Genomic DNA, 19,180 nt, shown 5'->3' on the forward strand with positions numbered 1-19,180 from the left:
TACTTTCTTGCTAAACATGGTGTAAAAACCGGCTTCAGCAGAATTTATCGGTCTTATTTTTTACGAGGCATTAAATACGTTAGACCGATGTCGGTCTAAAATTTTTGGAGCTCATTAAAGAAAGGGGTGTTATATGCCGAGAAGATATGGGCCCGACGGGACGCGCCTGTGGTATGGAAAAGCGCCGGAGGACTTTAACGAGGCGGATGTTGCCCGCTTTATGGCGGAAACGGAGGCCATTTTACAAAAGCGGGAATTGCTGGGCGGAAGGGATGACGCAAAGACGATTGCCCAGCAGTTAGCCGAAGGGCGGGCGCAGGCCGCCCGTGAAAACGCTGCCCGCCCTGTCCCGGCAAAGGGCAAGGAGGCAAGGGATGACCGATAAGGCGGCTTTGGGACAAAGTGTCCCGAAGTCCCCGGACTGCCCAGAGGGGCTGTTTCTGATGGACGGCATCGAGGGCCTGCGCTCCCTGCCCCGTCATTCGGTGGATATGCTTTTGACCGATCCGCCCTACGGCACTACCCGCAACTTTTGGGATGTGCCGTTGCCGCTCCCGGAGCTGTGGGAGGCGGTGAAATGGGCTGTCAAGCCGAAGGGTGCGGTGCTGTTCTTTGCTCAATGCCCCTATGACAAGGTGCTGGGGGCCTCCAACCTCTCCATGCTCCGCTATGAGTGGATCTGGTACAAGGAGCGTGGGACGGGATTTCTCAATGCAAACCGGGCTCCGCTGAAAAAGTCGGAGAATATTTTGGTGTTCTATCAGAAAGCCCCACTTTACAATCCGCAGTTTACTTACGGCAAGCCGTACAGCCGTGTCCATGCCCGCAGCGGCACCAGCCCGAACTATGGAAAATTCGAGCGGCAGAGCTCCGAGTCCAGCGATGGGCGGCGCTATCCGGGAAATGTGTTGTTTGTCCCTACGGTAACGGGCGGCATCCATCCCACGCAAAAGCCAGTGGAGCTGTGCGAGTATTTCATCAAGACCTACACCCGGCCCGGCGAGCTGGTGGCCGACATCTGCGCGGGCTCCGGCACAACCGCTGTTGCCGCCCTCAACACGGGCCGCAGCTTCGTCTGCTTTGAAACGGCTCCGGCCTTTTACGCCGCCGCCAGTGAGCGCATCCGCGTGGCGCGCTCGGCGGTGGAGGCCGGGGAGAAAGGAGTTTGATTATCGGAGACTATTCTATCATTTACGCCGATCCTCCCTGGCAGTACCAGCGGAGCAAGGTACAGGGGGCGGCGGAAAATCATTATCCCACAATGGGGATTGACGAGTTATGTGCGCTCCCGGTGGCGGATCTGGCCGCCCCGGACAGTGCGCTTTTTTTGTGGGCGACTTTCCCCCAGCTCCCCGAGGCTCTGCGGCTGATTAAGGCGTGGGGCTTTCAGTATAAGTCCGTGGCTTTCGTCTGGCTGAAGAAAAACAGGAAGGCCGATAGCTGGTTTTACGGCCTGGGCTTTTGGACGAGGGGAAATGCGGAGGTCTGCCTGCTGGCAACGAAAGGGCATCCGAAGCGGCAGGCGGCCAATATCCACCAGTTTATCATTTCCCCCATTGAAGCCCACAGCAAAAAGCCGGACGAGGCCCGGGAAAAGATTGTTGCACTTATGGGCGATCTGCCCCGGGTGGAGCTGTTCGCAAGACAGACGCCGCCCGGCTGGGATGTGTGGGGAAATGAGGTAGAAAGCACCGTCCCGGACTTTGGGACAAATTGTCCCGAAGTCTCCGGGGCGAGAAAGGAGGTTTCTCATGCCCTATGTAAATGTCCCGAATGACTTATCCAAAATCAAAACGAAGATGGCGTTCAATTTGACAAAGCGCCAGCTTATCTGCTTTGGCGGGGCGGCGGCCATCGGCATCCCGTCCTACCTGCTGACCCGGGAGCCACTCGGAAATACCGGAGCCATGTTCTTAATGCTGGCCGTCATGCTCCCGGCGTTCCTGCTGGCGATGTACGAAAAAGACGGGCTCCCCTTTGAAAAGGTGGTGCACAACATCATTCGGGCCAAATTCCTGCGGCCCGGGGTTCGGCATTATCAGACAGAAAACATTTACGCCCCGTTTACCGGGCGGAGCGCTGTGAGAAAGGAGGATGCGATTGCGAAAGGCAAACAGCAAAAACAGCCCCGGAAGGGGTAACAGCCGGGCGGCCCTGTCCGTCCAGCAGACTATTCCTTATCTGGCGATGCACCCGGACGGGGTGTGCAAGCTCCCGGGCGGGCTCTATACAAAGACGGTGGAATATGAGGACATCAATTATTCCGTGGCAAGCACCGAGGATCAGACGGCTATTTTCGGCGGCTGGAGCTCGTTCCTCAACTACTTTGACAGCACTCTGCCGTTCCAGCTTTCTTTTATCAACCGCCGCTCCCATTCCAGGAGCCGCTATAAGGTAAACATTCCCCAGGCGGATGATGATTTTAACAGCGTCCGGGAGGAATTTACAGGGATGCTGAAAAATCAGATCGCCAAAAGCAACAACGGCATTGAACGCTCCAAATACATCACTTTCGGCATACCCGCCGAAGGGATCGCGGAGGCCCGCCCCCGCCTGGAGCGCGTGGAGGCCGATGTGATGGGCAACTTCAAGCGGCTGGGCGTTCCCTGTGAGCCGATGGACGGGCGGGCAAGGCTGGCCTTGCTCCACAGCCAGATGCACCCGGGAAACCGAGAGCCGTTCCGCTTTTCGTGGAAGGACATTCCGCAGACCGGGCTCGGCACAAAGGACTTTATCGCCCCGGACAGCTTCGACTTTAGGCAGTCCCGCTCGTTTCGGATCGGCCAGTATTGGGGCGCGGTGTCCTACTTGCAGATTTTAGCGTCCGAACTCTCTGACAAACTCCTTGCGGAGATTTTGGAGATGGATGCGGAAATGACGGTTACGCTCCATATTCAGACGGTGGATCAGCTCAAGGCCATTAAGACCATCAAGGGAAAAATTTCCGACATCGGTAAAATGAAGGTGGAGGAACAGCGCAAGGCGGTGCGAGCCGGGTACGATCCCGACATTCTCCCGCCCGACCTCATCACATTCAGCAAGGACGCGGCGGAGCTTCTGGCTGACCTCCAGTCCCGCAACGAGCGGATGTTCCTGCTCACTTTCACGGTGGTAAACCTTGCCCCCACCCGCCAGCGGCTGGAAAACGATGTTTTTACTGTGGGCGGCATCGCGCAGAAATACAACTGCTCCTTAAAGCGTCTTGACTGGCAACAGGAACAGGGCTTTGTGTCCTCGCTGGCTCTCGGCTATAACGAGGTGGAGATCCAGCGTGGCATGACTACCAGCTCCACGGCGATTTTCATTCCCTTTATGACAAGGGAGCTGCGGATGGCTGGGCAGGCCCTCTACTACGGCATGAACGCCCTTTCCCACAATGTCATCATGGCTGACCGCAAAAAGCTGAAGTCGGCCAACGGTCTTTACCTGGGCTCTACCGGCTCGGGAAAATCTTTTGCCGCAAAAAGGGAGCTCCTAAATGTGTTCCTTGCCATCCCCCAGGATCGGATTTTGATTGTCGATCCGATGGGGGAATATGCCCCGCTGGTTCGCAGGCTGGGCGGCCAGGTAATCGAGATCGCCCCGGACAGCCCCCATCACTTAAACCCGATGGATGTGGAGCTCAATATGACCGCCGGGGAAAGCCCGCTCTCCATGAAGGCGGATTTCCTGCTTTCCCTGTGTGAGCTGGTGGTAGGCGGCAAGGACGGCTTACAGCCCATCGAAAAAACGGTGGTTGACCGCTGTGTGCGGCTGGTCTACCGGGAGCAGGCCCTGGGGATTGCCACGGAAAAAACGCCGCTGTTGCAGGACTTGTACGAGGAGCTTTTGAAACAGCCGGAGCCGGAGGCCCGCCGGGTAGCAACGGCCCTGGAGCTCTACTGTACGGGCTCTCTCAATCTCTTTAACCATCCGACCAATGTAAAAACGGACAGCCGGGTGGTGTGCATCGTGCTCAAGAACATGGGAGAAAATCTCCGCAAGATTGCCATGCACATCACAAACGAGTTTGTCTCCCAGGCGGTGGATACCAACTTCCGGGAGGGCGTGGCGACCTGGTGCTACTTTGACGAGTTCCATGTCCTGCTCCGCGATCCTCTGACCGCCAGCTACTTTGTTGCGGTCTGGAAAATGCTCCGCAAGAAGGGCTGTGTCCCCAGCGCACTTACACAGAATGTGAAAGACCTTTTGGCCAGCCGGGAGATTGAGAACATTCTCGACAACACGGATTTTATGATCCTGCTGTCCCAGGCCCAAAGCGACCGGGTAATCCTTGCAAAACAGCTCGGCATTTCCGAGCATCAGCTTTCCTACATCACCCACTCCAATTCCGGCGAGGGCCTGCTGTTCTATGGGAATGTGACCATCCCCTTTGTGGATCGGTTCCCGAAAGGTGAGATTTATAACCTGCTGACTACCCGCCCGGAGGATGTGAAGAATGAAACGAAAACCGAATAACAACGCGGGCCCAGGGCCCAGGGAGGCGGCTGGGGCCGCCGATCCGGGCGGAACTGGTGCAGAAAGCGCCGGGGGCACTTCGGGACAAAGTGTCCCAAAGTCAAAATTCCGGCAGAAAAGCAACCAGGAGAAAGCGGCGGCATCCAAACTCCGCATGGAAAAGCGCGGGGAAAAGCTGGATCGGGCAAAGGAAAAGCTGGCAAAACAGAAGCCGCCCAAAAAGCCGGGCCCAGTGAGGCGTGTGGGCCGGGTGGCCAGCGGCTCCGCCCACAGCTTTGTGCATGGGAAGATTTACGAAAACGAGCATGAGAATGTGGGCATCGAAGGGGCCCACCGCTCCGAGCTTGTGGGCGAGTCTGCCCTGCGGCATGGCTCCCGGTTTGTGAAGCGGAAAATCCGGGAACATCCGGCGAAAGCGGTTCAGAAGGCGGAGTCCCGGTATATCAAGGCCACGGCGGATTATCACTTTCATACCGCCGCCCAGGAACACCCGGAGCTCTCCAAAAACGCCTTGTCTCGTTTTTGGCAGAAGCGGCGGCTCCGCAGGCGATACCAGAAGCAGGCAAAGGAGGCTGCCAAACACGGAGCCCAGGCCGCCGGGAAAACGGCTGTTACCACAGAAAAGCTGGCGGCCCGGGCGGTGGGCTTTGTCAAACGCCATCCCGTGGGCTGTCTGCTGGCTCTGGCCTGCGTCCTGCTTGTGCTGGTGATGCAGTCCTGTTCTTCTTCTCTTGTTACGCTGGGAAACAGCACCATCGGCGCGGTGGGGGCCAGCACCTATCCTTGTGAGGACGGGGATATGCTGGGAGCCGAAGCCGCCTACTGTGGTTTGGAGGCGGAGCTTACGGACTATCTGGACAGCTACGAAAGCACCCACGACTATGACGAGTACCACTTCGACCTGGACGAAATTGAGCATGATCCCTATGTGCTTCTTTCCCTTTTGTGTTCGCTCCATGAAGGACAGTGGACGCTTGACCAGGTGGAGGGCTCTCTGCAAACGCTCTTTGACAGCCAGTACATTCTGACCGAGGATGTGGTGGTGGAGGTACGCTACCGGACGGAAACCCGCACCGACAGCGAGGGCAACGATTACGAGGTGGAGGTTCCCTACAATTACTATATCTGCTATGTGACGCTGGAAAACAAAAACCTGTCCCATCTGCCCGTCTACCTGTTAAGCGAGGATCAGATGTCCCGATATGCCATCTATATGGCAACGCTGGGAAACCGCCCGGATTTGTTCCCCGGCTCCGAGTATGTCGGCAAGTACACCGAACCGCCCGAAGGGTACGAGGTGCCCCGGGAGTATCTGGATGACGAAACATTTGCCGCCATTCTCTCCGAGGCCGAGAAATATATCGGCTATCCCTATGTGTGGGGTGGCTCCAGTCCGGCCACATCCTTTGACTGCTCGGGCTATGTGTCCTGGGTAATCAATCACTCCGGCTGGAATGTGGGCCGCCTGGGGGCCCAGGGGCTCTATAACATCTGTACGCCGACCAGCAATCCGCAACCCGGCGATCTCGTCTTTTTCAAGGGCACTTATGATACGCCGGGGGTGAGCCATTGTGGGATTTATGTGGGTGACGGGCAGATGCTCCACTGTGGAGATCCCATCGGTTACGCGAACCTAAATACAAGCTACTGGCAGTCTCATTTCTACGCCTACGGGCGTTTACCATGATTGGAGGTTATACATGGCAACGGCAAAAAGCATGAAAATCCAGGCTGAGATTGATAAGGTCAAGGCCAAAATCAGCGAACAGCAGGCCCGGCTGAAAGAATTGGAGCAGAAAAAGCTGGAGGCGGAAAACAGCGAGATCGTGGATATTGTGCGGGGCATGAGCATCCCCCTGGCGGAGCTCCCTCTGCTGTTTGAAAAGCTGAAGGGCGATGGTACTTTGGGACAAAGTGTCCCGAAGTCCGAGCCCGGCGGGAAGGAGGAAAACTGAATATGAAACGATGGAAGTCTTTGACGGCGGCGCTCTGTGCCGCCGTTCTTTTATGCGGCGTTTGCGCTGTCCCGGCCTTTGCCTATGCAGACGGCGGTGAGGGCGAAAACTATGGCGATCCCACCATGACCGAGGAAACCACGGCCCCGGAGCCGGAGCCCACCATCGAACCGGGCGAGGGCTTCTCGGAGGAGGGCAACCTTGTTACCCGCGATCTGCTCTATGACGAGTACACCAACAAGCAGTTTATCACGGTGCAGACGGCGGGCGGAAACACCTTTTACATTGTCATTGACTACGACAAGCCCGTGGACGAGGAGGGCGAGCAGTATGTAACCTACTTTTTGAGCATGACGGACGAGGCCGATCTGCTGGCTGCGGCGGAGGCTGCCGGGGTGGAACAGGCCACCTGCTCCTGCTCTGAAAAATGCGCGGCGGGGGCTGTCAATACGGATTGCCCGGTCTGCTCCATCAATATGACCGAATGTGCGGGCGTTGAGCCGGAACCCGTGGAAACGGAGGAAACGGAGGAACCTGCCCCGGAGGAGGCCGAGCCGGAAACTGGCGGCAATATGGGGATGCTTCTGCTGGTGCTGGCCGTGGCGGTGATCGGAGGCGGGGCTGGCTGGTACTTTAAGATTTACCGCCCGAAACACCAAAAAGCCGCCGAGCCCGAGGAGGACTACGGCGGGGAGCTGGACGGCTATGACGGCGAGGAACCCTACGGGGACGAGGACGATGACGGCCCGCCCTGGGACGAGGAGGACGATGGCGGAGAGGAGGCTGACAAGTGAGGTTTACCAACAGCCCCTTTGAAAAAATGATGAAGCAGAAGCCCCATCCCCAGGCTCCGGCCCCGGCAAAGCCGCCCAGGGGCTCCCGGTGCTCTGGGTGTCCCTACTGGCGGGGCATCCGCTGTGTGTCCTGCTACCGGGAACTTTTGAAAGCCCCGGCTGGCGGGAGGTGAGGCGATGTCCCGCGAACTTACCCGGGAAGAAAAAGCGGCCATCCGCTCTCTTGTGGTAAAATGGTGCGCCAACTATGACCGGGAGTGCGGGTGTCTGCCGCTGGACTGTGAGTGCTATATGCTGGGGAAATGCTGGACGGGCGCATACTGCCGCTATTTCCGGGAGGCCGTCCTGCCCCTTGATCCGGCGCTGGAGGCAGCTCTCTTGACCGAAGGGCCCAGGCCGGATTTCAAGGTCTGCCCGGTCTGCGGCGGGCCTGTTCCCCCGGATCGGCGGCAGGCGTACTGCTCGGCGGCCTGTGCAAAGAAAGCCCACCGCCGCCAGCAGAGGGAATATATGCGGAAAAAGCGGGGCTGGGGTGTTGACAATTAGGCCCCTTAAAACCCGCTTGTATCAAGGCTTTCCGGGGGCTGTTTTGGGGCGGGCCGTATCAGAGTATGGCCTGCCCCATTTCGACCCGGATGCTGTCAACATTTATGCTGTGGCGCTTTGGGACAATTTGTCCCGAAGTGCCCGCTTTTTAAGGAGGTGCTACTTTGGAAAACAATCAAGGCTATGTGATCCGGCAGTCTGTTTTGTTTGACAATGGCCGGGGCTTTGCGATGGGAGAAAATTTCAAGGCCCCTAATCCCTTTGTGACCTGGCAGTTTACCCAGGAGGGCGGGAAACGAGACTACTATTGGGGCCATTACTTCAACGAGGAATGTGAAGCCATCGGGGACTATAACCGCCGCGTGTTCAGCTATGAAAAGCAGTATGGCGTTTCCCGGCTGGAAACCTCCGGCCCGGATTTTTTCAAGTATTATTCAACCCAGCGGCCCGTGGATATAGCTACCTATCCCCGCCCGAAGGACAACCTGCCTGTGGCTCATCTCAACTACAATACCCGCCAACCTGTGGAGGGCGAGTCATTCCGGGCATGGGGTGAGCTTTGGTATCTCCACCCGCTGACAGAAAAGCAGATGGCCGATTATGAGCTGCGGCCCGCCCATGACAATCCCGAAGGCCGTGAACCTGTGCCGGAGCGCGGTGCGGCAAAGAAGCCGCCGATTGCCGAGCAGATGAAAGAGGCCGGACGCAAGGCCCGGGAACAGCGGGCCCCGGATGCGCCGGAAAAGAAAAGTCCCAGCCGGGACGATAGATAGGAGGTCTGTGTTATGGAGAAAAAGCGAGAACAGGAGCTTGCCGACCAGGAGGCCATGCGACTTTACCGGGAATTTCATGCTCCGATCCCCGCAAGCCCCCGGGAGCGGGAGAAGCCTTTAGACAAGGTAAAGGAGCCGCCCCGGGCCAGCCGCAGTCTGGAACGGGAGGAACGATGACAAAGAAACGCCGCCGCCCGATCAATCTCCATGTGATGGTGTCGGAGGAGGAGCAGGCGCTGATCCGGGAACGCATGGCCGAGGCGGGCATCCGAAACATGGGGGCCTATATGCGGAAAATGGCGTTGAATGGGTATGTGCTCCATGTTGACCTTTCGCCCGTCCGTGAGCTGGTGTCGCTCCAGCGGCGGTGCTCAAACAATCTCAATCAAGTGGCAATCCAGGCCAACACCTACGGCGGGATCTATCCCGAGGAAATCAAAGCCCTGCAACGGGACTATGAAAAGCTGTGGGGGCCATTGTCCGATCTTTTGAAAAAGCTGTCTGCTATTGTGGAGCTATGACAAAATGCGGGGAAAGGGGTATATGCCCATATTTCCCCGCGTTATTTTTATGTATCAAGCATATCCCAATCTTCGCCTAATACCCACCTAAGTGCCGATAGTTTTCCATTTAACATTCCCCATTCAAAATCACTATAAGGCCCGAGGTTTTCCTCTCCATATTTCTGTATCATTTTTTCAGCAGACTTTAATGCACCTTCCCAAATTTGAGGATCGACAGTTTCTATACCCTTTTCAACCTTATATTTTAACGATAGATGGCGATCAAACCAAATTTTTTCTACGAACTGATACGCTGCTTCTGCAACTTCGTCCATCGTGCGCGGTTCAATCGTATATTCTTCAGGCTCATCGTCATCAGTCTCTAATTTTGTCGAAACAGATTTGTCTAATGCCTTGTATTCATCCAGACCACTAACCATTCGCTCTAAAATGTTTTCCATCCTTATAAGGCGTTGTTCTTTATCGGCAAAAAAAGATAATTGTTCTTCCTTGCTCATTTCAATATCCAGAAATTCCATTCTGATTCCGTAGAAAGAAGGTGTATTCAGTAAAGATGCAATTCTTTCCAAATGATATATTTGAATATCAATATTAGGGGCCAGCTCAGATAAAATTTTTCTTTCATTAAGGCGTAATTCTTGATTTGTTACAAAAACCAGGCCCTTTGCACCATTGGCTTTTACGCCATCTAGGTCGTGAATAAATTTGTCCTTTATAACCGTAAATGTTTGCTGGCCGCGCGGAAAATATACAGCTCCAATCCACCGTTTTCCTTCGAAGGATAGAGTCATATCTTTTAGTCCGTCTTTACCACCTAACGGATGTGAGGGGTCAATTCCCATAAAGCCCTCATTGGATAATATGATAGCGGCTAAACGCTCCGAAGGAGCTTGTCCTCTATCCCAATTTAGAAGCCTATTGAAGGTTTCCCTACCTTCACCCATTCTCATAAAACCAACCCTTTCTTTTTTCTTAAATATAGAATAGCACAAATTTTACATTTTTACGATGGGATTATACTTCGGGACACTTTGTCCCGAGGTGCTGAAAGCCGGAGGCATCCTTGTTGTCCCTCCGGGACAGAGGTATAATAGTCATATAGAGGTAGACCATCAACAAAAACAAGGAGGTATCAAGCTATGCGGATCATTCTGAAAATCATCGCGGCTCCTGCTGTGCTGGCTCTTACGCTGATTGTCGCAGTCCTCAATTTCAGCGTTTCCCTTGCGTCCTGGGTTCTTGGTATCCTGTCCCTTATTCTTGCAGTGTGCGGCCTGTTCGAGCTGTTCATTCAGAGCAATCCACAATGGGGGAGCACCGGGCTGGTGCTTGCTTTTCTGCTTTCTCCTTTCGGCCTGCCCGCCGCAGCCGAGTGGCTGGTCTGCAAGCTGGATGATCTCAACTACTCGTTAAAGACATTTATTGCGGGATGATGCTTTGGGACAATTTGTCCCGAAGTCCTTTGCGGCGGCTGGAGCACAGCCGCCGTCTTTTTTCAGAAAGGAGGCGCGACTATCGCTACAACTTACATCCGGCCCTACAAGGTAGCGGCAGGAAAAACTGCTGTCCAGACGATGGAAGATCGGTTTGCCTACGGGCTCAATCCGAAAAAGATAGGAGCTGTGTCTTCCTACCTCTGCGATCCGGCATCGGCCCCCGCTGAGTTTCTTCTGACCAAAAGCCAGTACCAGGCGGAAACGGGCCGGGCTGTGGAACGCGGGGCCCTGTTCTTTCAGATCCGGCAGGCGTTTCCTCCCGGTGAGGTCACGCCGGAGGAGGCCAACAAAATCGGCTATGAAACGGCCATGCGCTGGACAAAGGGCAAGTACCAGTTTTTCGTTTGTACCCACATCGACAAGGGCCACATTCACAATCACATTTATTATAATTCCACGGCCCAGGATTGCTCCCGGAAGTTTCATAACTTCATCGGCTCCAGCTTTGCGGTGCGGCGGCTCTCTGACCGGGTGTGCATCGAGCATGAGCTGTCTGTTATCCAAAATCCAAAACAGCACAGCAAGGGCCGCTTTCTCCATTATGGCCAGTGGATCGGGGAAAAGCCGCCCTCTGCACAACAGCGGGTGCGGTGGGCCATCGTGGAGGCCCTGGGGAAAAAGCCCGCCGACTTTCCGGCGTTCCTGCGGCTTATGGAGGAGTCCGGATTTGCGGTGAAGCATGGACGGGGCGGCGTGATCTCGTTCCTGGCTCCTGGGCAGGATAAGTACACTCGTCTGCGGGCTTCTGTCCTGGGCCCAGGCTTTGATCCCGATGACATCCGGGCGGTGATTGCCGGGGAGCGTCCGATCCCGGAGCTCCCGAAAGACGGCCCAGCTCCGTCCCGGCGTGTCAATCTGATTATTGATATTCAAGAGCGCATGGCACAAGGCAAGGGCCCGGCCTATGCGCGGTGGGCCAAAGTTTACAACCTCAAACAGATGGCCGCCGCGCTCCAATATCTCCAGGAGCATAAGCTCACAGACTATGAGGAACTGGCGGCCAGTACCGAGGCGGCGGTAGATCGCTTTCACGCCCTGGCTGAGGAGCTTCGGGAAACCGAAGCGATCCTCTCCCATACAGTACAGCTCATGGGCGCTACGGTGGATTTTGCAAAAACCCGGCCCGTGTTCGATGGCTATAAGGCGGCCCGGTATAGCAGAAAATATCTGGCCCAGCATGAAGCGGAGCTGGCCGCATACCGGGCGGCGAAAGCTGCCATGAATGATCTTTTAGGCGGGGCGAAACTCCCAAAAATGGACACGCTGAAAAAGGAGCGCCGGGAGCTCTCCGAAAAGAAAAAGGCCCTCTATGCCGAGTACCGCAAAGCCCAGGCGGATATGCGGCAGGCCGTTGCGGTCAAGGCAAACATTGATTATCTGCTCGGTCATACGGACGGGCGGGAAAATAAGGCCCAGGAGCGTTAGCCCGGGCCGCATCCAACAGGCGCTTGCGCCGGGACTTTGGGACAATTTGTCCCGAAGTCCAGCGGGTTTGGGGAGCTCCCCAACAAGCATTTTTGCGGGCCTGCGGCCTGCAAAAATTTCGGAGTGTGGCCACACCCGAATTGCTTGCCGTTTTGTGCAAGCCCCGGAAATGGCGCAAAAAACGGAGGCGCGTGTTTCTCTTTACGCATCCTCCGTTTCTTTAGCCGCTTTCATCGCTTGGATCGTGGCTTCTACAATTTTTAATTCTTTTTCGTCCAGGGCGTTAAGCATAGCGTCAATGCGCTTTCTGCACTCGCTCCCTTTATTCTTGGACGGATAGAAGTATTGATCTACCGATATATCAAACATTGTCACCATCTGATAAAAGGTATTAAAGCTGGGGTGCTGGCCGTCATTCTCGTTATACATGATGGTGCGCGGAGCCCGGTCAACAATATAGGCCAGTTGCTCCTGCGTCATCCCGCTGGCCTCCCTTGCCCGCTTGATGGCGAGCCCTATATCGTGAAAATCAAATCGTCGTTCATCTCTCTCAATCTTCATAATATCACCTAATGTAATTTTACATTTCAGGTGTTATTATTTGAACGATTGCATATTTCATACTACTGACTATTTAATTTCATATATATACCGAACGAATGTATCTTGACAGAAATTGAAAAAATGCTTATAATGTAATCATACTGGAAGTATGTTATTCAGATGAGGTGGACACATGGCACGAAACAAATATCCAGAAATCACGGTTGAAAAAATATTAGATGTGGCTCAGCGGCTCTTTTTGGAAAAAGGGTATGACAATACAACTATTCAAGATATTGTAAATGAACTCGGTGGATTGACTAAAGGTGCTATTTATCATCACTTCAAGTCAAAAGAGGAAATTATTGACGCTTTAGGTGAGAAACTTTTTTTTGACAACAATCCGTTTGTTACCGTACAAAAGCAAAAGCACTTAAACGGGTTGCAAAAAATGCGCGAGGTCATAAAGTTAAACCATGCAGATATTGAGAGGACAGAAATTGGAAAACAAAGTATTCCTCTTTTGAAAAATCCCCGTCTATTAGCAGAACTTGCTGACACAAATAGGAGATTGATCGCCCCCCTTTGGCTCCAGCTTATTCAAGAGGGAATAGAGGACGGTTCTATCCAGACAAAGTATGCAAAAGAACTTTCTGAACTTTTGCCGTTGCTTACAAACTTTTGGTTACTTCCATCGGTCTATCCTGCAACACAGGAGGAACTGCTGTCAAAGTTTGCTTTTGTCAAGTATTTGTTGGACAGTATGAACCTACCGATTATTGACGATGAAATCTTCGGAATAGTGAAGAACTACCTTGAACACCTAAATGTAGGTGAGTAAATAAAATTGCCTTGTAAAAGGCAGTTTTATTTTCAAACAATACATTCGTTCATAAGGTATTATTTTTTTAGGGATATACATACCGTCTTAATGTATGAAAGGAGATTGTTATGTCTAATGTAGATCAAAAAATCGAAAACGCTGCAAACAAAATTGAAAGTGCTGCAAATAAGGCATGGGAAAAGCGTTCATTCCGCATTGTATCAAAGTCTATATCTGCTGCGGCAGAAATTGGGCTGATGATAGGAGCTGCACATTTATCTGAAAAAGGCTATAAATCAGCAGCTACCTGTTTGTTTGGTTTAGGCGCAGTAGGACTTGTTTGCGATTTGCTCTTTAACAGAAAATAGGAGGAAACCAATTTATGATACGTTATTTGAAACAATACAAACTCTTGCTGTTCCTTACCGTGTTATTTACTGCAATCAGCTCCCTATCTTATGTGTTTATCGCTATCTTATTGCAACAGGTTATGGATATTGTAGATATGGGCGATATGGACGGCTTCATCAGAATACTACTCTTTTCTTTAGTCTACTTTGCGCTTATGGGAGTATTCATGTACCTACAATCTTTGTTCAGTAAAAAGTTTGTCTGTAAGATTATGAAAGCTGTCCGTTCTAAAACCTTTATAGGAATTGAGCGACACACGATTGAGGACTACTCTAAAAATCATACTGCGGATTATTTATCCGCAATTACGAATGATGTGAAAATGATAGAAGATAACTATTTACTTCCTATGTTGCAAGTTATCCAGTACACGATTATTTTCATAGCGTCCCTTGCTGTAATGATCTACTTTGACATTATCGTTACGATATGCGTGATTATCGCAATCGCCATTATGCTTATTGTACCCAGTCTGTTTGGAGGGCTACTCTCCAAACGACAGGATAAGTATTCTGATATGCTATCCGTTTTTACAAACCATGTAAAAGATCTGTTATCCGGTTTTGAAGTTATCAAGTCCTACCGAATGAAAAACTATGTTCTTTCACGATTTGAAGCAAGTAACGAGGACACGATAAAAGCAAAATATTCAGTTGATAAAGCGATTGCCGCAAATGAAGCGGTTTCTATGGTACTTGCGCTTCTTGTTCAGGTTGTTGTTGTTTTTCTTTCGGCATACTTCATTATCATTGGACGCATCAGCGCAGGAGCGTTATTAGGCATGGTGCAGGTAAGCAGTAACCTTGCCAACCCCCTTTTAATTATTTTTAGTAATATCCCAAAAATTAAAAGCATAAAGCCGATTGCACAAAAGCTAAATCAACTTTCAGATTACGAGAAACAAGACGCAAGTACGAAAAAATCTCCTACCTTCAATGATGCAATTTGTGTAGAAAATTTGCACTTTTCTTATGATAAAGAAAATGAAGTTATAGGCGGTATTTCACTATCCATTGAAAAAGGGAAAAAATATGCTTTTGTTGGTAAAAGTGGTTGCGGAAAATCAACGCTTATTAAGTTAATTGCCGGATATTATTCCGATTTCACAGGTAATGTACTATATGACGCAGACAGTCTATCAATCTTGGATATTGATAAAATAACTGCCCTGTCGTCGATCATTCATCAGAATGTCTATATGTTCGATGAAAGTATTTTCGATAATATTTGCTTGCATGAAGATTACAGCGAAAAAGAATTACAGTCTGCTTTATCTGATAGTGGTTTATCAAGTTTTATCAAGCAAGTACCAAACGGCCTTGAATATCATGTCGGAGAAAATGGCGCTAATCTTTCCGGTGGGCAGAAGCAAAGAATTGCCGTAGCAAGGGCTTTAATCCGTAAAAAACCACTCTTAATTTTAGACGAGGGAACTTCTGCAATAGATATGCAGACTGCTTATGATATTGAAAGCAGGTTATTAGCAATATCTGATTTAACGCTACTTACAATCACGCACAATATGAGTAAAGATATTCTTGAACTGTATGACGAGATTATTTTTATGGCAGAGGGAAAAATCATTGAGCATGGTACATTTGAAACTCTTATTGCAAAACACGCTGCATTTTATGATTTCTACCAACTGAAAAAATAGGCATTTCATTTAAGGGGAGCCGCTACTGGTTTACCTTACGGCGGCTTTGAAATTTTATAACTCAAAGCCGCCGATTTTCTTTTGAAAAATTGAAATTCGGAGGGTGTATTAAAGTCGCCCTTTTTTAAGGATACGGCGGTATCAAGGAGGTATCGCCGTGGCCTTTTTCTTTTTCCATCCCCCTAACCTGTCAAAAAAAGCCCACCCGGCCAGCAGGATCAGTCCGGCGGTAAATGTGCAATTTGGCAGTACATAAATGGATTTATCATTTCATGCGCTTGCGTGGCTTTGTGTCGCGCAGGCGTTTTTTGTTATCCGTACTTCGAGACAAAGTGTCCCGAGGTACAGAGTGGCTCCCCAGGGTGCCGCTCCCCGCCGAGCCCCGTTTCGGTCACTTATCCACCCAACACCAAAACGGAGGTTTATTATGGCTACAATCAATCTGTATTCGGGTCGGGAGAAACTAACCTTCAAGTGTCGGGCGTTCGAGACCAAATTTAGTCGGAAAAGATAAAGCCACTACCGATGCTCTTTTAAATCCTGTACACTGGAAAGTGCCAACAACCCAGCGGAAAGGAATAGCGATGAAAGAGCAAAATGGTAATGGCTTTGCACCAAGTATAGCACAAGCCATAGAAGAAATGAAGGCGTTCCAGGGAGACTCCTTTTCCCTGGAACGTATCAACTTGGCCGAATTAGAACGACGAACCGGCGTATCTCGTAGCAGACTGCGCAGACTCAAGAAAAACAGCTTCCAAGATTTGCCTCGGAGCACCAAAGGCAGTAAACATACGGTCACAAAACTCAGCGGTTATACCGGCCTGTTGGACAGTTTGTTGCGCCAAGGAGTCAAGAACTCCTCTGTAGTGTTGGAGAGTTTGCGACAGGCCGGTTTTGAAGGCGGGGCAACCATTGTAAAAGAGTATATCGCCGCCCACAAACACCTTATTCCAGCCAAGCGCCAGTTGGTTGCGGCGCAGGGAAACCGTGGCCGCCGGTACGTCACAAAGCCCGGTGAAGCTTACCAGATGGATTGGGGATTCACTGATGTTCTGGATTACAATGGGCAAACCTACCGAGTTGCCTGCTTTACCATGATCTGCCACCATTGTGGACAGCGGTATATTGAGTTCTTCCCCAATGCCCGACAGGAAAACCTGTTTATTGGGATGATCCACGCTTTCCAGTACATGGGGATTCCACGCTATGTGTTAACCGACAATATGAAGAGTGTAGTGCTGCACCGGGATCTGGAGGGACATCCAGTTTGGCAGAAAGACTACGAGACTTTTATGCAAGCCCTGGCCTTCGAGACAAAGCTTTGCAAGCCGCGGCATCCCTTTACCAAAGGCAAGGTGGAGCGGTTGGTTCGCTTCGTGAAGGACAATTTCCTGGCTGACCGAGTGTTCTGCGATCTTACAGATCTCAACTGGCAGGCGCTGGAATGGTGCAACAAACAGAACGGAACATACCGCCGTACGGTGGATGGTGCGCCTCAAAAGATTCACGAAACTGTATGCGGAGAACAGCTGCGTATGGTGCCGGAGGATTCTGTCCGATTCTATCTCTGTCCGGAAAGAAAGATCTCCTTTGACGGCTTTGTAAATTACGAAGGCCGACGTTTCGGAGTACCTTACAGCTATCCGGGCGCAACGGCGAGAGTAGAGCGCAGCGGTGATTTATTGCACATCTATTCTGCTGATCTGAAGGTACTGCTGGCTACACATACTGTTACCTGGAGCCGCACCGACAGTTTCTGTGAAGGACAGTACGAATCCTTGGCACAGCCAGAAGAATTTCCCACAGCGCCTGTACAAACACAGATTTTACAGCTTCCAAAGCCCTCACAGGATCTCTCCTTTGCCAAATTTGATTTTGACAAGGAGGACCAGGTATGAAGGAAACAATCTTTGAGCAGGTGGCGTCCGCTGCTTCTGTTTTGAAGCTGGATCTTTCCGCGGAGGAATTCGCACTGTTTGCAGAAGACCGGGAATTCTCGGAAGCTGGAATGGAAGCTGTGCAGGCGCTTCTCTCCTATCTCAGTGAAAAGAAGCAACAGACCACTATTCAGACTTTATTGAAGATGAGCCGTCTTCCCACAAAAGCACCCAAGACCTTTGAAAATTTTGACTTTTCGCTGCTCAAAGGGAGAGATGTGGAGCGTCTGAAGGTTCTGGCGTCCTTGAATGCCATCTACTCTCACCGAAACCTAGCCTTTATTGGTCCGGCAGGTACAGGTAAAACACATCTGGCACAGGCTTTCGGCTACGCCTGCTGCCAGCACGGATTGAAGACCTATTTCATTAAGGCATCTGAACTCCGGGACCGATTCACGGCAGCCAGACGTTCCGGAAAGACCGATTCCTGCCTCAACGGTCTTGTGCGCCCCTCTTGCCTGATTATTGACGAGATTGGCCACTGTGCCTTTGACAAAGAGAATACCCGGCTGTTCTTTGACCTGATTGACCGGCGATACAACAAAGAAGGCAGTTTCAATATGATCTTCACCAGCAACAAGAACCCGGCTCTCTGGCGCGAGGATTTTGAGGAAGACGCTACCTTGCTGTGTACGCTGGACCGCATCTTTGACGATGCTACTGTGTTTAAGCTGCGTGGTGAAAGTTTCCGGGGAAAGAAACTGGAGACCGTTTCTTTGCAAACAGGCAAGATACCTGCGGTTGAGCCGGTAGTGGCGCAGGAGTAACCAATTTATGAGTGCTGGGTTGTTGGCACTCTTTTTATTTATTCTGCTGGCTCCGACTTTTCCGACAAAAATTGGTTAAATACTCCCGACAAAATATGGTCGCGATCTCCCGACGCCAACATCTGAAAGATTTTTATTATTGGCACACGCAGGATCAGTTTATCGAGGTTTCTGACGAGGTGGCCGAAGTGTTTTTGGCTGATACCCGCCATGAGATGGCTTATCAGCGGCGGCTCTCCCGGCACAAGGCGCAGTATTCTTTGGACTGTGATGACGGGATCGAATACTCGGCCTGCCTGCATGAGCCCACGCCCCAGGAGCTCTTGGAGCGCATGGAACTCTTTATCCGTCTGTGGAACGCGCTTAACTCTCTGCCCGAAGCCCAAGGCCGCCGTGTAGATGCCTGTGTCATTCTTGGCAAGACCTATTCTGAGGTGGCCGAAGCGGAAGGTGTTCACGAAAGCGCGGTGCGGCGGGCTGTGGAGCGTGGTTTGGAGAATATGAAAAAATATTTGAAAAAATCCCAATGAACCAGTCCGAATATCATCCAAAAATGTCTCGGTTTATGAGAGGAGGTTTTCTTTTCTCCGTAGATGAACAAGGGCGGCCCCGAGCATGATCCGGGGAGCCAGGCGGCGGGTGCGCGGTGACTTTTTCTAAAAGAAAATGAGCGAACAACACCAGCGCCGCAAGTGGGCCGGGCCATCCCACGGCCACGATCCGGCAGTGGACAGGCTGGCCGCCTGTCCCTCCGGGCCGCCCTCTCGTCTGCGTGGGAGCGCCGCGCCGAGTATAGTTGTCTTTGGACAGGTCAAGGAAATGGGCGCGGCGTTCCCTAAATTTTATCAAAGGGGGAATTAGAAAATGAAATACGATCCCGTATTGGCCGCTATGCTGGCCGAGCCGTGGAGCAACAACGCCTGCCGGGGATATGTGATCTATGCGATGGAAAACTGCGGTTTTTCCCCCGAGGACATCCGGCGCGTTGTCGGTGAGCTCCACTATGTATTTGATTTCAAAACGCTGGACGATGCCCAGCACCATTACGAAAACGGCCCCTATTAACTTCGA

At 51.8% G+C, this 19,180-nt stretch carries 23 protein-coding genes; 21 read left to right on the forward strand and 2 right to left on the reverse strand.

Annotated features, from left to right (window positions below):
• Window positions 1-133 precede the first annotated feature (133 nt).
• The 12 genes from FGQ85_RS07540 to FGQ85_RS07590 all read left to right on the forward strand — a co-directional run bounded on the left by FGQ85_RS07540 (window position 134) and on the right by FGQ85_RS07590 (window position 9,047).
• Window positions 134-385: a hypothetical protein gene (locus tag FGQ85_RS07540; RefSeq protein WP_087385712.1), complete on the forward strand. Its 252-nt coding sequence runs from the start codon at window positions 134-136 to the stop codon at window positions 383-385.
• The gene (locus tag FGQ85_RS07545; protein WP_138373086.1) at window positions 375-1,169 is read left to right on the forward strand and encodes a site-specific DNA-methyltransferase; all 795 of its coding nucleotides are present in this window, start codon (window positions 375-377) and stop codon (window positions 1,167-1,169) included. Before FGQ85_RS07540 ends, FGQ85_RS07545 begins: the two co-directional genes overlap by 11 nt.
• Window positions 1,166-1,777, forward strand: coding sequence for an MT-A70 family methyltransferase (locus FGQ85_RS07550; protein WP_138373087.1), 612 nt, complete (start codon window positions 1,166-1,168; stop codon window positions 1,775-1,777). Before FGQ85_RS07545 ends, FGQ85_RS07550 begins: the two co-directional genes overlap by 4 nt.
• The gene (locus tag FGQ85_RS07555; protein WP_138373088.1) at window positions 1,752-2,141 is read left to right on the forward strand and encodes a PrgI family protein; all 390 of its coding nucleotides are present in this window, start codon (window positions 1,752-1,754) and stop codon (window positions 2,139-2,141) included. The genes FGQ85_RS07550 and FGQ85_RS07555 overlap by 26 nt, the downstream gene beginning before the upstream one ends.
• 46 nt (window positions 2,142-2,187) lie before the next feature.
• Window positions 2,188-4,458 (forward strand): VirB4-like conjugal transfer ATPase, CD1110 family, encoded by a 2,271-nt coding sequence (locus FGQ85_RS07560; RefSeq protein ID WP_138373148.1) that lies wholly within the window; start codon window positions 2,188-2,190, stop codon window positions 4,456-4,458.
• Window positions 4,439-6,145, forward strand: coding sequence for a C40 family peptidase (locus tag FGQ85_RS07565; RefSeq protein WP_138373089.1), 1,707 nt, complete (start codon window positions 4,439-4,441; stop codon window positions 6,143-6,145). Before FGQ85_RS07560 ends, FGQ85_RS07565 begins: the two co-directional genes overlap by 20 nt.
• A gap of 13 nt (window positions 6,146-6,158) precedes the next feature.
• A complete protein-coding gene (locus tag FGQ85_RS07570) occupies window positions 6,159-6,413 on the forward strand; it encodes a DUF4315 family protein (protein ID WP_087385715.1) in 255 nt (84 codons plus the stop codon).
• Between the two features lie 2 nt (window positions 6,414-6,415).
• The gene (locus FGQ85_RS07575) at window positions 6,416-7,207 is read left to right on the forward strand and encodes a DUF4366 domain-containing protein (protein WP_138373090.1); all 792 of its coding nucleotides are present in this window, start codon (window positions 6,416-6,418) and stop codon (window positions 7,205-7,207) included.
• A gap of 177 nt (window positions 7,208-7,384) precedes the next feature.
• Window positions 7,385-7,753: a cysteine-rich VLP domain-containing protein gene (locus FGQ85_RS07580; RefSeq protein ID WP_087385717.1), complete on the forward strand. Its 369-nt coding sequence runs from the start codon at window positions 7,385-7,387 to the stop codon at window positions 7,751-7,753.
• Between the two features lie 164 nt (window positions 7,754-7,917).
• Window positions 7,918-8,526, forward strand: a complete 609-nt coding sequence (locus tag FGQ85_RS07585) for a hypothetical protein (RefSeq protein WP_138373091.1) — start codon at window positions 7,918-7,920, stop codon at window positions 8,524-8,526.
• A gap of 12 nt (window positions 8,527-8,538) precedes the next feature.
• Complete coding sequence (locus FGQ85_RS18330; RefSeq protein ID WP_171027910.1) at window positions 8,539-8,703, forward strand: hypothetical protein; 165 nt, start codon at window positions 8,539-8,541, stop codon at window positions 8,701-8,703.
• Complete coding sequence (locus FGQ85_RS07590) at window positions 8,700-9,047, forward strand: plasmid mobilization relaxosome protein MobC (protein WP_138373092.1); 348 nt, start codon at window positions 8,700-8,702, stop codon at window positions 9,045-9,047. Before FGQ85_RS18330 ends, FGQ85_RS07590 begins: the two co-directional genes overlap by 4 nt.
• Before the next feature lie 47 nt (window positions 9,048-9,094).
• Here FGQ85_RS07590 and FGQ85_RS07595 read toward each other — a convergent pair whose 3' ends face one another.
• A complete protein-coding gene (locus FGQ85_RS07595) occupies window positions 9,095-10,000 on the reverse strand; it encodes a hypothetical protein (protein WP_138373093.1) in 906 nt (301 codons plus the stop codon).
• Between the two features lie 189 nt (window positions 10,001-10,189).
• Here FGQ85_RS07595 and FGQ85_RS07600 point away from each other — a divergent pair, with 189 nt between their 5' ends.
• A complete protein-coding gene (locus tag FGQ85_RS07600; protein WP_138373094.1) occupies window positions 10,190-10,483 on the forward strand; it encodes a CD1845 family protein in 294 nt (97 codons plus the stop codon).
• 141 nt (window positions 10,484-10,624) lie between these two features.
• Window positions 10,625-11,971: a relaxase/mobilization nuclease domain-containing protein gene (locus FGQ85_RS07605; RefSeq protein WP_138373095.1), complete on the forward strand. Its 1,347-nt coding sequence runs from the start codon at window positions 10,625-10,627 to the stop codon at window positions 11,969-11,971.
• A gap of 201 nt (window positions 11,972-12,172) precedes the next feature.
• Here the strand turns inward: FGQ85_RS07605 and FGQ85_RS07610 are convergent, their stop codons facing one another.
• A complete protein-coding gene (locus FGQ85_RS07610) occupies window positions 12,173-12,532 on the reverse strand; it encodes a helix-turn-helix transcriptional regulator (protein ID WP_138373096.1) in 360 nt (119 codons plus the stop codon).
• A 175-nt stretch (window positions 12,533-12,707) separates the two neighbouring features.
• On the opposite strand from FGQ85_RS07610, the gene FGQ85_RS07615 reads away from it, so the two are divergent.
• The 7 genes from FGQ85_RS07615 to FGQ85_RS07645 all read left to right on the forward strand — a co-directional run bounded on the left by FGQ85_RS07615 (window position 12,708) and on the right by FGQ85_RS07645 (window position 19,174).
• Complete coding sequence (locus FGQ85_RS07615) at window positions 12,708-13,355, forward strand: TetR/AcrR family transcriptional regulator (protein WP_138373097.1); 648 nt, start codon at window positions 12,708-12,710, stop codon at window positions 13,353-13,355.
• A gap of 110 nt (window positions 13,356-13,465) precedes the next feature.
• Window positions 13,466-13,705, forward strand: a complete 240-nt coding sequence (locus FGQ85_RS07620) for a hypothetical protein (RefSeq protein WP_138373098.1) — start codon at window positions 13,466-13,468, stop codon at window positions 13,703-13,705.
• Window positions 13,706-13,719: 14 nt separating this feature from the next.
• Window positions 13,720-15,405, forward strand: coding sequence for an ABC transporter ATP-binding protein (locus FGQ85_RS07625; RefSeq protein ID WP_138373099.1), 1,686 nt, complete (start codon window positions 13,720-13,722; stop codon window positions 15,403-15,405).
• A 584-nt stretch (window positions 15,406-15,989) separates the two neighbouring features.
• A complete protein-coding gene (gene istA / locus FGQ85_RS07630) occupies window positions 15,990-17,303 on the forward strand; it encodes an IS21 family transposase (RefSeq protein ID WP_138373100.1) in 1,314 nt (437 codons plus the stop codon).
• A complete protein-coding gene (locus FGQ85_RS07635) occupies window positions 17,300-18,109 on the forward strand; it encodes an ATP-binding protein (RefSeq protein ID WP_138373101.1) in 810 nt (269 codons plus the stop codon). The genes istA and FGQ85_RS07635 overlap by 4 nt, the downstream gene beginning before the upstream one ends.
• 95 nt (window positions 18,110-18,204) lie before the next feature.
• Window positions 18,205-18,639: a sigma-70 family RNA polymerase sigma factor gene (locus tag FGQ85_RS07640; RefSeq protein WP_138373149.1), complete on the forward strand. Its 435-nt coding sequence runs from the start codon at window positions 18,205-18,207 to the stop codon at window positions 18,637-18,639.
• Window positions 18,640-18,973: 334 nt separating this feature from the next.
• A complete protein-coding gene (locus FGQ85_RS07645) occupies window positions 18,974-19,174 on the forward strand; it encodes a hypothetical protein (protein ID WP_138373102.1) in 201 nt (66 codons plus the stop codon).
• Window positions 19,175-19,180: the final 6 nt, after the last annotated feature.

The sequence above is a fragment of the Pseudoflavonifractor sp. BSD2780061688st1 E11 genome (assembly GCF_005844125.1).
Classification (GTDB): Bacteria; Bacillota; Clostridia; order Lachnospirales; family Lachnospiraceae; genus Sellimonas; species Sellimonas catena.

Coding starts and splice junctions, on each gene's coding strand:
- FGQ85_RS07540 (WP_087385712.1), top strand. CDS start 134: ATGCCGAGAAGATATGGGCCCGACGGGACGCGCCTGTGGTATGGAAAA.
- FGQ85_RS07545 (WP_138373086.1), top strand. CDS start 375: ATGACCGATAAGGCGGCTTTGGGACAAAGTGTCCCGAAGTCCCCGGAC.
- FGQ85_RS07555 (WP_138373088.1), top strand. CDS start 1,752: ATGCCCTATGTAAATGTCCCGAATGACTTATCCAAAATCAAAACGAAG.
- FGQ85_RS07560 (WP_138373148.1), top strand. CDS start 2,188: ATGCACCCGGACGGGGTGTGCAAGCTCCCGGGCGGGCTCTATACAAAG.
- FGQ85_RS07565 (WP_138373089.1), top strand. CDS start 4,439: ATGAAACGAAAACCGAATAACAACGCGGGCCCAGGGCCCAGGGAGGCG.
- FGQ85_RS07570 (WP_087385715.1), top strand. CDS start 6,159: ATGGCAACGGCAAAAAGCATGAAAATCCAGGCTGAGATTGATAAGGTC.
- FGQ85_RS07575 (WP_138373090.1), top strand. CDS start 6,416: ATGAAACGATGGAAGTCTTTGACGGCGGCGCTCTGTGCCGCCGTTCTT.
- FGQ85_RS07580 (WP_087385717.1), top strand. CDS start 7,385: ATGTCCCGCGAACTTACCCGGGAAGAAAAAGCGGCCATCCGCTCTCTT.
- FGQ85_RS18330 (WP_171027910.1), top strand. CDS start 8,539: ATGGAGAAAAAGCGAGAACAGGAGCTTGCCGACCAGGAGGCCATGCGA.
- FGQ85_RS07590 (WP_138373092.1), top strand. CDS start 8,700: ATGACAAAGAAACGCCGCCGCCCGATCAATCTCCATGTGATGGTGTCG.
- FGQ85_RS07595 (WP_138373093.1), bottom strand. CDS start 10,000: ATGAGAATGGGTGAAGGTAGGGAAACCTTCAATAGGCTTCTAAATTGG.
- FGQ85_RS07600 (WP_138373094.1), top strand. CDS start 10,190: ATGCGGATCATTCTGAAAATCATCGCGGCTCCTGCTGTGCTGGCTCTT.
- FGQ85_RS07605 (WP_138373095.1), top strand. CDS start 10,625: ATGGAAGATCGGTTTGCCTACGGGCTCAATCCGAAAAAGATAGGAGCT.
- FGQ85_RS07610 (WP_138373096.1), bottom strand. CDS start 12,532: ATGAAGATTGAGAGAGATGAACGACGATTTGATTTTCACGATATAGGG.
- FGQ85_RS07615 (WP_138373097.1), top strand. CDS start 12,708: ATGGCACGAAACAAATATCCAGAAATCACGGTTGAAAAAATATTAGAT.
- FGQ85_RS07620 (WP_138373098.1), top strand. CDS start 13,466: ATGTCTAATGTAGATCAAAAAATCGAAAACGCTGCAAACAAAATTGAA.
- FGQ85_RS07625 (WP_138373099.1), top strand. CDS start 13,720: ATGATACGTTATTTGAAACAATACAAACTCTTGCTGTTCCTTACCGTG.
- istA (WP_138373100.1), top strand. CDS start 15,990: ATGAAAGAGCAAAATGGTAATGGCTTTGCACCAAGTATAGCACAAGCC.
- FGQ85_RS07635 (WP_138373101.1), top strand. CDS start 17,300: ATGAAGGAAACAATCTTTGAGCAGGTGGCGTCCGCTGCTTCTGTTTTG.
- FGQ85_RS07640 (WP_138373149.1), top strand. CDS start 18,205: ATGGTCGCGATCTCCCGACGCCAACATCTGAAAGATTTTTATTATTGG.
- FGQ85_RS07645 (WP_138373102.1), top strand. CDS start 18,974: ATGAAATACGATCCCGTATTGGCCGCTATGCTGGCCGAGCCGTGGAGC.